We start from the raw sequence: 12,376 nt of genomic DNA on the forward strand, positions 1-12,376 counted from the left end.
TACACTCGGCGTCCGTTCGCCTGCAGTGTGCAATCTACGGGTTGCGGACAGTGCCGTTGATCGGGAGGAGCCCTTGCGCGGAACCGACGGCGCCTCCCGCCCCCCGACAGCGCCGGCGCCCCGCCGAGGCCCATCGCCGCGGGCTGGTCCTGCTCAGCGAAGGGCCGGACCTGCTCGACACGGTCTTCTCCGACATCGCCGAGGAGTCAGAACCCTCCTGAGCGGGCATCAAACGTCCACCAGCCGCGCAGGGAGGCGGAGGATGCCTGTGGACCCCGATCTGACGGACAGCACCACCGGTCACCGCATGACCGGATCGCGCCGGAGCCCCCGGTGACCGCCCCGCCGGTCTGCCCGGCCTGCCTGGGCCCGCTCGACCCACCGGACGTCTGGAGTGACCGGTGGCGCTGCGGCCGGCACGGTGACGTCGAACCGTTCCACGAAGCCCAGTCCTCCCGCGAGGCGCTGCTCCGCTCGCTGGGGCGGACCAGCCAGGTGCCGGTGTGGCTGCCCTCGCCGATGCCGGTGCACTGGTTCGCGAGCGGTGTCGGCTGGGCCGGCGACGACCGCTCCGGCGCCCACGCGACCGCGCTCTCGACGAGTGGGCCGTCGCCGGTGGGTGGGCCCGCCGAGATGGTTCTGGTGGCCGAGGCCCCCCGGATCGGGCTGGGTGCGCGCCTCGCCGGCCTGTCGGGATCCGACCCGGCACGCCTGGACGCGGCGCCCGAGGCGAAGGTGGAGGCCGCGGGGCATCCGACGGCGCTCTGGCCGGTCACGACGCCACCCGACCGCGCGGCCTTCGTCGGTGAGGCGCTCGGGGTCTGGCTGTGGTGCGTCCTCTGGCCGGCCGACGCGGCGCTGCTGCTGCTCGAACAGCTGGTCATCGAGGACATGCGCGACGACGCGACCCTCGTCGACCGTCTGCTCTTCGGCGCCCCGGGCTCGCACCTCTCGTCGCTGTAGCGCCGAAACGGTTTCACCACGCCTTTTGGTATGCATTTCGGACGTCTCCGCGGCACCGCTCGCGGGAACGCTCCGCAGATGTTCTTCCACGGCGCAGTGGAACGGCCTGGCGGGCCACCCATGCGCGTTAGACTCCCTCCCGCCCACTCGTTCGCCGAGCCAGAGCCGGGAGCTGGAGTGACTCTTCTACGCGAACCATCCGGCCCTGCCACCGAGCATCCGCGGGATCAGCACGTCCGGCAGCGCGTCAACATTCTCGGGTACCTCCGCACCACCTCACACAAGGACATCGCCGTCATGTACGCGGTGGCGTCCTTCGCGTTCTTCGTCATCGGCGGGATCCTGGCGATGATGATGCGGGCCGAGCTGGCCCGGCCCGGCCTGCAGTACTTCTCGAACGAGCAGTACAACCAGCTCTTCACGATGCACGGCACGCTGATGCTGCTGATGTTCGCGACGCCGCTGGCCTTCGCGTTCGCGAACTTCCTCATCCCGCTGCAGATCGGCTCGCCGGACGTCGCCTTCCCCCGGCTGAACGCGATGTCCTTCTGGTTCTTCCTGTTCGGGTCGCTCACCGTGATGGCCGGCTTCCTCACCCCGGACGGCGCGGCCGCCTTCGGCTGGTTCGCCTACGCCCCACTGAACAGCATCTCGTACAGCCCCGGCATCGGGGCGGACCTGTGGATCCTGGGCCTCACGGTATCCGGGCTGGGCACGATCCTCGGCGGCGTCAACATGGCCACGACGATCATGGTCCTGCGGGCGCCTGGCATGACGATGTTCCGCCTGCCGATCTTCTGCTGGACCTTCCTGGTCACGTCGATCCTGGTGCTTGTGGCCTTCCCGGTGCTCGCCGGCGCCCTGCTCGCACTGGCGGCGGACCGTCGCTTCGGTGCCCACGTCTACGACGCCCAGAACGGCGGGGCGATCCTGTGGCAGCACCTGTTCTGGTTCTTCGGGCATCCCGAGGTCTACATCATCGCCCTGCCGTTCTTCGGCATCATCAGCGAGATCATCCCGGTCTTCTCCCGAAAGCCCATCTTCGGCTACAAGGGCCTGATCTTCGCCACGATCGCCATCGGCGTCCTGTCCGTCGTGGTCTGGGCACATCACATGTTCGTCACCGGCGCGGTGCTGCTGCCGTTCTTCGCCATCATGTCCTTCCTCATCGCCGTTCCGACCGGAATCAAGTTCTTCAACTGGATCGGGACGATGTGGCGCGGAAACCTGAGCTTCGAGACTCCCATGCTGTTCTGCATCGGATTTCTCGTCACCTTCCTGCTCGGCGGCCTGACCGGCGTCCTGCTCGCCAGCCCGCCCATCGACTTCCACGTCAGCGACAGCTACTTCGTGGTCGCCCACTTCCACTACGTCGTGTTCGGAACAGTCGTCTTCGCTGCTTTCGCCGGCACCTACTTCTGGTTCCCGAAGGTCACCGGCCGACTGATGGACGACCGGCTCGGGAAGATCCATTTCTGGACGGTCTTCTTCGGCTTCCACCTGACCTTCCTCGTGCAGCACTACCTGGGGATGCAGGGGATGCCGCGGCGGTTCGCCGACTACGGCCCGAACGACGGGTTCACCGACTGGAACACCCTGTCGACGGCGGGCAGCTTCCTGCTCGGCGTCTCGACGCTGCCGTTCATGTACAACGTGTGGCACTCGTACCGGCGCGGCCGGCTCGCGATCGTCGACGACCCCTGGGGGTACGGCAACTCACTGGAATGGGCCACCTCGTGCCCGCCGCCCCGGCACAACTTCCACAAGCTGCCGCGCATCCGCTCGGAACGCCCGGCCTTCGACCTGCACTACCCGGAGGTCGCCGGCGCGGCCGACTATCACGCCACCCCCGAGCTGCGCTGACCTAGCCGAACGCCGGCCTTCAGGAACGCGGCGGCACCAGCAGGCGCAGCGCCCCCGGCCGGATGACGATCTCGGCCGGGAGGTCCGCGACCGGGTCACCGTCCGCGTAGACCTGGAAGGGCCGGTCGGCCTGCACCACCAGCCGCTGGGCGCGGCGGACCTGGACGTAGGGCACCTCGACGTGGCGCCCGGAGAAGATCCGGGGGAACAGCCGCAGGAAGGTGAGCCGCCCCGCCTTCGCGATCAGCACGATCTCCAGTTGGCCGTCGGCGATGTCAGCGGCCGGCGCGAACTTCATCCCGCCGCCGTAGTAGGGGCCGTTGGCCGCCCCGACCGTCCAGCCGACGTGCTCGAACGGTGTGCCCCCGTCGACGGAGACGGTGAACCGGGCCGGCTTCCAGGCCAGCAGCGCCCGCAGCACCGCGTAGGTGTAGACACTCTGGCCGGACAGCCGGGTCGTCCGGTTCGCGATCACCTGGACGTCGGAGTCGAATCCGAGGCTGGCGATACCCACGAAGGGCACACCGTTCGCCTCGGGCAGGTCGACCCGGCGCTCCACCGCGGCGGCGAGCGCGGCGGCGGCGACCGCCGGATCCCGCGGGATACCCAGCCCACGCGCGAAGTCGTTACCCCGCCCACCGGGCAGGATGGCGAGCACACCCCCCGCCCGGGCCACCGCACCAGCCACCCGGCCGACCAGCCCGTCCCCGCCCAGCGCCACCGTCACCCGTCCCTCGGCGACCGCCGCTCGCGTCAGCTCGTCGGCATGCTCAAGGCTCTTCGTGGTCTCGACGGTGACGTCATCGGCCCAGCGCTCCAACGCGGCCCGCACGTCGCCAAGAACCTTGGCCGCCCGGCCGCCGCCCGCCTTCGGGTTGACCACCACGGTCAGCCGGCGCCGGCCAACCGCGGCATCCACCGGCGCCTGTGCCATCTCGGGAACGCCATCCACGCCGGCCATTCGCCCTCCACCCGCGCCGCCACTGCCGATCACGGCACAGCCTACGGCCAACCCCGCCGGGCTCCCGGTTCCGGGGCGCTGGCTACGCGACGGCTTCGTGGTCCTGGAGGAGTACGAACAGGGATTCGCCGAGGTTGAGCCGGCCGCCGTCACGGGTGGTGACGGCGTCCGGTGCGACGTGCCCGGTTCTGTCGGCGAGCGCGGTGGTGGGCCGTTCCCCGGGGGTCACCGGTGGTGCGGGCAGGAGGGTCCGGCCGTCGGGGAGCAGCGCGACGATCGTTCCGTTGCTGGTTCTGCGGAGCACGATGCCTTCCTCGTGGAGGTGGCGGTGGTGGGTGCCGCAGACGAGGGTGAGGTTGTCGAGGTCGGTGCGGCCGCCTTCGGCCCAGCCGGTGAGGTGGTGGATGTTCAGCCAGCGGGTGTGGGCACAGCCCGGGTACTGACAGGTGCCGTGGTCACGGGCGTGCACGGCGGCCTGGAGACGGCGGGTGGGGAACCGGTGTCGCCGGCCGAGGCGGAGCGGGTTGCCGTGCGGGTCGGTGAGCAGGGCCTGCACCAGACCATCGCAGCCGAGGCGTTGCAGGACGGCCGGGGGAAGCGTCGCCGGCGTGGCGGTACCGGTCACGGTGGTGCCTGACCGCAGGTCGGTGGGGCGCAGGTGCAGGACGAGAGAATGCGCGGGCCGGAGGAGCCCGGGTGCGCCGTGGTGCAGGAAGCTTTCGGCAAGCGCGACGAGACCGTCGGCGTCACGCTGACACCCCGACCCCGATCTCTCTTCCGGTGCTGGTTCCGGTTCGGGGTGTTCCAGCGCGGTGGGTTCCGGCGTGCCTGGTTCCGCGGTGCCGGGTTCGGTGGTGGCGAGGCTGTCGCGGGCGGTCTCGATCGCGGCGACCAGCCGGGCGCCTTCCTCGGCGGGAAGGACCGCGGTGAGGTGGACCATGCCGTCCTCGTCGGTGTGCCACGCCACCCGGCGGGCGGCCCGGGTACGGGCGCGGTCATCGGGATCCGCGCTGCGTTGCCGATAGGCGCGGGCCAGGTGTTCCAACGCGCCGGCGGTGCAGTGCTCGGCGTGGTTGAGCCAGGTCCGCTCGGTGTCGGGGCGGGCGACCCGGGTGATCGCCCGGACCTTCGAGTACGACAGCGCTCCCGCCGTGAACGCCGCCCGGATCGCGGGAAGCTGTTCGAGGGCGTGCGCGGTCGCGAGATGATCACGGGCGGTGCGCGGGCTCAGCCCGCACCGCCAGGACAGCCAGTGGGCACACGAGCGCATCCCGATCCCCGACCAGCCGCGACGGCGGTCGAACGCGGCGAGCAGACCGAGCCAGGCGCAGGTCGCGGCCGCGATCCGGCCCGCCCACTGGCAGATCGCGGTCTCCAGCTCGGCGACCGGGACGGCGTCGGGATCCACCGAGGAACCCGCGGCGTCCGCAGCCGCATCGGCAGCAGCAGTGTCGGCAGGAGGAACAGCAGCAGTATCGATCATGAGGATCACCGGGCCAGAGGTGTCGTCGGTCCATCGGTCCCGCGCATCATCACACCGGCCACCGACAGTTCTCACAACCTGGCCACAACCCGACCCCGGCGCTGACCGCGACCACCCACGACGGACGCGAACGGTTCAGCGGAACCGCCCGCACCCGGGGATCAGCCGCGGACGACCGCGACGGAACGGCCCACCGCATCGGGTCGGCTACTGAAGCCGCAGCGTAACCGACTGAGAACGCTGATCAGCGTCCGCCCGGCCAGGCGGCGCTACGCCTTGGTCGCGCCGGGCTTGCCGGCTTCGACGACCCAGGTCTGGTCGGTGGACGTCGGGGCGGTGCGCTTCTCGATGGTCTCGACGACCCGCATGTCCGAGCGCCACTCGTCGTTCGTCACCGTGACCCGGGTGTAGCCCCGCCGGTCCCCGCGGAAGTAGCGCACATGGGGGTTGAGGCGGGCGTTGTTCTCCTTGACGAAGTCCTCGCTGACCAGGAAGAACCCCGAGCTGATGGAGGTGCACACGAACTCGGTCGCGATGACCGGGGTCTCCGGCCGGTCGAAGTCGACCCGCAGGTCGTTGACCCACGCGCAGTGGATGTCCCCGGAGAGCACCACCGGGTTCGCCGCCTTGCTGTCGCGCACCGCCGAGAGGATCCGCGTCCGGTACGGCAGGTAGCCGTCGGCCTGGTCCAGGTTGGTCAGCGTCTCGCTGCCGTTCAGCTGGCCGTGCAGCTGCGCCATCATCGTCTGCTGGGCGATGACGTTCCACCGTGACCGCGACGCCCGCAGGCCGTCGACGAGCCACTTCTCCTGCTCCGCACCGGTCATGGTGCCGGCCGCGTTGTCCCGGCCCAGGCTGACGGCGCCGATGCCGTCGGCGGGCGAGCCGGGCTGCGGCGTCCGGTACTGGCGGGTGTCCAGCACGTTGAGGGTCAGCAGGTCACCGAAGCTCAGGCGGCGGTAGATGCGCAGGTCCGGCGAGCCCGGGTCGAGCTCGGCCCGGATCGGCATGTGCTCGTAGTACGCCTGGTAGGCCGCCGCCCGCTGCTTGGCGAAGGTGGACTGGTCCTGGTGCTTGTCGCCGGTGTCGCCGCTCTCGTCCACGAGGCCCGCGTAGTTGTTCTCGGTCTCGTGGTCGTCCCAGGTGACCACCCAGGGCGCGGCCAGGTGGGCGGCCTGCAGCGCCGGGTCGGACTTGTACTGCCCGTACCGGTTGCGGTAGTCCGCCAGGGTCTGGAGCTGGTCGATCCCGGGCTTCTCCGGGGTGGTGTGGCGGCGGTCCGCGTAGTCACTGTCCGGGTCGTACTCGTAGATGTAGTCCCCCACGTGGAGGACGAAGTCCGGGTGGTCGGCGGCGATTGCGTCGAAGGCCGGCCAGTACCCGTTCTGGAAGTCCTGGCAGCTGGCCAGCGCGAAGGCGAGCTGGCCACCCGCGGACCCGGCGGCCGCGGCGGTGCGCGTCCGCCCCACCGGGCTGAGGACATCCCCCGCGCGGAACCGGTAGAAGTAGTCACGCCCGGGCTCCAGGCCCCGCGCGTCGACATGCACCGAATGGGCGAAGGACGCGGTGGCGAGCTGGGTGCCGCCGCGCACCACGTCGGCGAACTTCTCGTCGCGGGCGATCTGCCAGTCGACCTCGATGTCGCGCAGGGGCATGCCCCCGCCCGAGGTCGGTTCGGGCGCGAGCCGCGTCCAGAGGATCACCCCGTCGGGCAGCGGATCGCCGCTGGCCACGCCGAGGGAGAAGACCCCGTCGCGGATCCCGGGGATGGGTGTGGCCGCACGCATCGTCGGCGTCGCCGACCGCGCCGAACCGGACCCACCACCGCATCCACCCACGGTGGCGGCGACCAGAGCGCCGAAACCACCTGCCAGTACAGCCCGCCGGCCCGGCCGTGCGCCCGCGAAGGAACCCCTGTCACCCGCCACGGCCCGATGACACCACAGTGGGGTGAACGGGGAGGGACTGTTCGCCAACCGCCTCGCCAAGTCTCCGGTCGGCCCCCGCCTCGACCGCGGCCGGCCCGGGGTGGGCCGGGCCGGCCGCTACCGGCTCAGGCTCAGGCCCGGCCGGCGGGGCTGATGCCCAGCGAACGGCCGGACAGGCCGCGGGAGCGGAAGGTGAGCCGCTCGGCGACGGCGCGCAGCGCCTTGCCGGCCTCGGAGTCGGGCTCGGAGAGGACCAGCGGCTTGCCGTCGTCGCCGCCCTGGCGCAGCCGGACGTCCACCGGGATCTGGGCGAGCAGCGGCACGTCGTGGCCGAGCACCCGGGTCAGGCGCTCGGCGACGGCCGCGCCACCGCCCTCGCCGAAGACGTCCACCCGCTCACCGCAGTGCGGGCAGGGCATGTAGGCCATGTTCTCGACCACACCGATCACGTTCTGGTGGGTCTGCACGGCGATCGTGCCGGCGCGCTCGGCGACCTCGGTGGCCGCGAGCTGCGGCGTGGTGACGAGCAGCAGCTCGGACGTCGGAACCAGCTGGGCCAGCGAGATCGCGATGTCACCGGTGCCGGGCGGCAGGTCGAGGAGCAGGACGTCGAGGTCGCCCCAGAAGACGTCCGACAGGAACTGCTCCAGGGCACGGTGCAGCATGGGGCCACGCCAGGTGACCGGCTCGTTCCCACGGGTGAACATGCCGGTGGAGATGACCCGCACCCCGTGCGCCTGCGGGGGCATGATCATCTTCTCGACCTGCGTCGGCGGGCGATCGATGCCGAGCATCCGCGGGACGGAGTGGCCGTAGATGTCGGCGTCGAGGACACCGACGGACAACCCCGAGCGGGCCATCGCCGCGGCCAGGTTCACGGTGACCGACGACTTGCCGACCCCGCCCTTGCCGCTGGCGATGCCGTACACGCGGGTCATGGAACCGGGCTGGGCGAACGGGATGACCCGCTGCGCCGCGCCGCCGCGCACCTTCTCGTGCAGGGCCGTGCGCTGCTCGGGGGTCATGACTCCGAGCGCCACCCGGACATCCCGGACGCCGTCGACACCGCTGACGGCGCGACTGACGCGGGAGGTGATCTCATCACGCATCGGGCAGCCGGAGACGGTCAGCAGCACGTTCACGTCGACGGAACCGTCGTCGCGGACGTGGACCGATTCCACCATGTCCAGATCGGTGATCGGCTTCCCGATCTCCGGGTCCAGCACTGTCGCCAGGGCGGACTGGATGGCGTCGGACGAAGGCAGGGCTGGTGACAAGGGAAACCTCAGTCGCGGGTCGACATCCTCGGCCGTGTGGGACCGCGGATGTGCTGCAAAGCGGGGGCTGGGAGGCGCCGGTGGCACGCAGCCGGATCCGGCGCTGTCGGTGGTTCTCGTATGCCAGTGCTCGTATACCAGTGATCGTGTGCCAGTGATCGCACAGCCGTTGGGACTTCGCGGCCGTGGGCCGCGGGTCGGTTACTCACCTGGCGCGACCTCGTTCCACGATAGCCGCCCATCGGCCCCTCGGGCCGGCTCGGCGGTGGGGGGCATAGCACGCCGGGCTTCGGCGCGGACCCGGCGGGTCACCGCGTCGTACTCTGATCGGCGTGGGGCGGATCGACGTGGTGCGGGACAACTCGACCGTGGCCGGAGCCGGAGATGTGGGCAGAGCCGGAGATGTGGGCAGAGCCGGCGAGGTCGTGGATGCCCGCGGCATGCGGGCCTGGCGGCAGCTGCTGAGGGCACACGCCCACGTGACCCGCCTGCTGGAGGCCGAGCTCGACGCCGCGCACCAGCTGCCGCTCGCCTTCTACGACGTGCTCGTGCAGCTCTCCGAAGCCCCCGACCACCAGCTCCGGATGAGCGAGCTCGCCCACAAGGTGCTGCTCTCCCGCAGCGGGCTGACCCGGCTGGTCGACCGCATGGAACGGGAGGGGCTGGTGGAGCGGCGATCCTGCCCTTCGGACGCGCGGGGAACGCTGGCTGTCCTCACCGACGCGGGGTTCAGCCGGCTGCGCGACGCGTCCGGCACCCATCTGCGGGGGGTCGCGCGCCACGTCCTGAACCACTTCACACCCGAGGAACAGGACGTCATCGCCGAGCTGCTGGGGCGGCTGGGAACGTCGGACATCCCGCCCGCCACACACTGAGGCACTGGGCACTGAGAGGCACTGAGAGGCTGGGGACTGAAATCGAGGTGCCGGAACAGCGGCCACCGGGGTGATCGGGTCACCCGGTGATCGGAGCTGCCCCGCTCGCCCTGGCGACCAGCGCCTCGTACGACTCCCGCGACGTGCTCTCCGACCCGAGAACCCTGCGGTCGCCCGTACCACCGTGGAAGTCACTCGACCCGGTGGCCACCAGATCGAGCTCAGCGGCCAGCGCCCGCAGCCGCTCCCGGTCCGGCGGGGTGTGGTCGGGATGGTCCACCTCGACACCGGTCAGCCCGGCCCGCGCCATGTCCACGATGACCTCGGGCCCCACGGTGTCGCCACGGGCGCTGGCGAACGGGTGGGCGAACACGCTGACGCCCCCCGCCGCCCGGATCATCCGCAGCGTCTCCCAGACGTCGGGCTGCTGTTTCGGGAGCCAGAACCGCCCACCGGAGCCGATCCACTCCCGGGTGAACGCGGCCTCCACCGTGGGCACGACGCCCGCATCGACGAGCGCCGCGGCCACGTGCGGGCGGCCGACCGTGCCGCGGGCCAGTTCCTGGACCCGCTCCCAGCGCACCGGATGACCCGCGGCGGCGATCCGCTCCACCATCCGGCGGGCGTGGTTCGCCCGGTCATCGCGCAGCCTGGCGCGCGCGGCGGCGAACCGCGGCTCGGCCCGGTCGAACAGGTAGGCGAGAACGTGCAGTGCGATCCGCCGCCCACCGACCTGCACCGAACAGGAGATCTCGGCACCAGGCAGCAACGTCATCCCGGCGGGCAGCGCGGCGGCGGCCCGGTCGAGCCCGCCGGTGGTGTCGTGATCGGTGAGGGCGAGGACGTCCACACCGGCCGCCGCGGCGGACCGGACCAGCTCGTCAGGTGTGAGCGCGCCATCCGACGCGGTGGAATGGGCGTGCAGGTCGATTCGCGGCGGACGAACCGCTCCCGGAGTGGGCTCCGGCGCGGAGACCGCAGCTTCCGACGTTGCGAGGTCCCGCTGGTCGCTCAGGTGGCGTCCGAATCGAACGGCGCCGAGTCGGCGGGAGGCTCGGAGCGCACGGCGGGAGTGGTGCCGGTGGCGACCGGACGCGCCGCGGACGGGCTCGACTTGGTCAGCGACGGGCGCGGAGCCGGCTTCGTCAGGGACGTCTCGGAGCCGGCCTGCGGCAGCCGATCCTTCGTCAGCGAGGGTGCGGCGGGCGCATCGTCCTCGCCGAGCAGCGAATCGATGGTCCGCTTTCCGGCCGGGTAGCCGAACGGATCATCTTCACCCTCGAAGAGATGCTTACGCACGAAGGTCTTGGGGTGCAGATCCCGGATATCCAGATCAGCGAGCTCGGGGCCCAGCTCCGACCGCAGGTCGTTGCGCATCCCGTTCGCCATCTCGCGGAACTGACGCAGCATCCGGCCAGCGTCACGGGCAGCCTTCGGCAACCGGTCGGGCCCGAAGACGAAAAGCCCGATCAGGAGCAGAACAGCTACCTCGCCCCATCCGACGCCATTGAACACTCGGCCAGAGTACCTCCCCTGCCGCTGCCGGCGAAGGGTTCCGACATGACGAACAGATGTCCTGTTACCTCTCGCGGGCCCACGACCTGCTCTGTTCTTACCCCCACCTTTGTGGTGGTCAGCCCGGCTGTTCCTGAAGTACCACCCGCGTCGTACGCTCGGCACCGGCACGCCAGAAGGTGACGGTGACCGAGTCGCCGACCCGGTGCAGCCGAGTCGCCGCCGTCATGTCGTTCGTGCTGTTGACGGCCATGCCGTCGACCTGGGTGATGATGTCCCCCAGGGTCAGCCCCGCCGCGGCCGCCGGCCCGGTCGAATCGACCTCACGGATGATCGCCCCCGCTCTGGTGCCGCGGGCCCGCGCCTCGGCCGCGGTGACGGTGGCCGCCGACACCCCGAGATAGGGATGTGTCGCCCGACCGGTACGGATGATCTCGTCGGCGACCGAGGCCGCGTAGTCGATCGGGATCGCGAAGCCGACGCCCACACTGCCTGACTGCGTCGTCGCCCCGGGCACGGTGGCTATCGCCGTGTTGAGGCCCACCACCTGCCCGGCCGCGTCGAGCAACGGCCCGCCGGAGTTCCCGGGGTTGATGGCCGCGTCGATCTGGATCGCTCCGATGATGACCGAGGCCCCGCCGCCGTCGACCGGCACGCTCGGATTGCGGTCCAGGGCGCTGACGATTCCGGTCGTCACCGTCCCGGACAGGCCGAACGGCGCGCCGATCGCGATCACCGGCGCGCCGACCACCAGGGAGCCGGAACGGCCCAGTGTCGCCGCCGTCAGCCCGGTCACGCCGGGGATCCGCAGCACGGCGAGGTCGGAACGCGCGTCCCGGCCGACGACCTCGGCCGGCCTGGGCTCCGTGTCGGAGCCCAGCGTCACCACGATCTGGCCGCCCGCGGCGACGGCCGGTGAGATCACGTGATTGTTCGTGAGCACGTAACCCTCGGAACGGATGATCACCCCCGAACCGTTTCCGCCCTCCTCGCCGGCGGTCACATCGATGGTCACCACCGACGGCATCACCCGGGCCACCACGTCCGCCACCGAGCCGGGGTCGATGACGGTGGGTGCCGCCTCGGCGGACGTGGCCGGCCCCGACGTCTGCGCCGACTCGTCCGTCACCGCGGCGATCGTCCCGCCACCGACCACCCCGCCGAGCAGACCCGCGATCACCGCGGTGATGACGAGCGCCCGGCGGCTGTGGACCGGCCGCGATGCGGGGACACGATGGTGCTGGGCGGCCGCTCCAGTCGCACCGTCGAGTGACCCGGGCGCCGCGCCCGTCGCCCCAGCCGGCTGCGCTGGCCTTCTGCCGCCGACGGACGGGCCGTCACCCGGGGCGCCGGGCGTTCCGGCCGTACCCGATCTGCCGGGCGGGGCCGCCGCCCCCGTCAGCTCCGACGGAGGCGGTGTGGTCGGGCGCGGCGGGCGTCGTTGGGACACCAGGTCCATGAACGGGTCGGCTGACGGCCGGCTTGGGGCCCGGGTGGCGGTCGTCTGCGCG

10 protein-coding genes are annotated in these 12,376 nt (G+C 71.3%); 3 read left to right on the forward strand and 7 right to left on the reverse strand.

Annotation, left to right across the window (positions count from 1 at the left end):
- The first annotated feature begins 333 nt into the window (after nt 1-333).
- Both ACG83_RS06870 and ctaD read left to right on the forward strand, forming a co-directional pair.
- Nucleotides 334-963, forward strand: a complete 630-nt coding sequence (locus ACG83_RS06870) for a DUF6758 family protein (protein ID WP_054565177.1) — start codon at nt 334-336, stop codon at nt 961-963.
- A gap of 177 nt (nt 964-1,140) precedes the next feature.
- Nucleotides 1,141-2,826: a cytochrome c oxidase subunit I gene (gene ctaD, locus ACG83_RS06875; protein ID WP_054565178.1), complete on the forward strand. Its 1,686-nt coding sequence runs from the start codon at nt 1,141-1,143 to the stop codon at nt 2,824-2,826.
- 19 nt (nt 2,827-2,845) lie between these two features.
- Here ctaD and ACG83_RS06880 read toward each other — a convergent pair whose 3' ends face one another.
- The 4 genes from ACG83_RS06880 to ACG83_RS06895 all read right to left on the reverse strand — a co-directional run bounded on the left by ACG83_RS06880 (nt 2,846) and on the right by ACG83_RS06895 (nt 8,475).
- Nucleotides 2,846-3,787 (reverse strand): diacylglycerol kinase family protein, encoded by a 942-nt coding sequence (locus ACG83_RS06880; protein ID WP_054565179.1) that lies wholly within the window; start codon nt 3,785-3,787, stop codon nt 2,846-2,848.
- An 82-nt stretch (nt 3,788-3,869) separates the two neighbouring features.
- Complete coding sequence (locus ACG83_RS06885) at nt 3,870-5,270, reverse strand: HNH endonuclease signature motif containing protein (RefSeq protein WP_054565483.1); 1,401 nt, start codon at nt 5,268-5,270, stop codon at nt 3,870-3,872.
- A gap of 269 nt (nt 5,271-5,539) precedes the next feature.
- Nucleotides 5,540-7,057 (reverse strand): alkaline phosphatase, encoded by a 1,518-nt coding sequence (locus tag ACG83_RS06890; RefSeq protein WP_235497755.1) that lies wholly within the window; start codon nt 7,055-7,057, stop codon nt 5,540-5,542.
- 272 nt (nt 7,058-7,329) lie between these two features.
- A complete protein-coding gene (locus tag ACG83_RS06895; protein ID WP_054565180.1) occupies nt 7,330-8,475 on the reverse strand; it encodes an Mrp/NBP35 family ATP-binding protein in 1,146 nt (381 codons plus the stop codon).
- 440 nt (nt 8,476-8,915) lie between these two features.
- On the opposite strand from ACG83_RS06895, the gene ACG83_RS06900 reads away from it, so the two are divergent.
- Entirely contained in the window at nt 8,916-9,350 is a 435-nt protein-coding gene (locus ACG83_RS06900) for a MarR family winged helix-turn-helix transcriptional regulator (protein ID WP_193209943.1), read from the forward strand.
- Nucleotides 9,351-9,429: 79 nt separating this feature from the next.
- Here the strand turns inward: ACG83_RS06900 and ACG83_RS06905 are convergent, their stop codons facing one another.
- The 3 genes from ACG83_RS06905 to ACG83_RS06915 form a co-directional block, all read right to left on the reverse strand.
- Nucleotides 9,430-10,281 (reverse strand): PHP domain-containing protein, encoded by an 852-nt coding sequence (locus ACG83_RS06905; RefSeq protein ID WP_076829454.1) that lies wholly within the window; start codon nt 10,279-10,281, stop codon nt 9,430-9,432.
- Between the two features lie 80 nt (nt 10,282-10,361).
- Complete coding sequence (tatB, locus tag ACG83_RS06910; RefSeq protein ID WP_054565182.1) at nt 10,362-10,865, reverse strand: Sec-independent protein translocase protein TatB; 504 nt, start codon at nt 10,863-10,865, stop codon at nt 10,362-10,364.
- Between the two features lie 118 nt (nt 10,866-10,983).
- On the reverse strand, nt 10,984-12,324 hold the full coding sequence (locus ACG83_RS06915) for a S1C family serine protease (RefSeq protein WP_235497705.1): 1,341 nt from the start codon (nt 12,322-12,324) through the stop codon (nt 10,984-10,986).
- Nucleotides 12,325-12,376: the final 52 nt, after the last annotated feature.

The sequence above is a fragment of the Frankia sp. R43 genome, from assembly GCF_001306465.1.
Lineage (GTDB): Bacteria > Actinomycetota > Actinomycetes > Frankiales > Frankiaceae > Parafrankia > Parafrankia irregularis.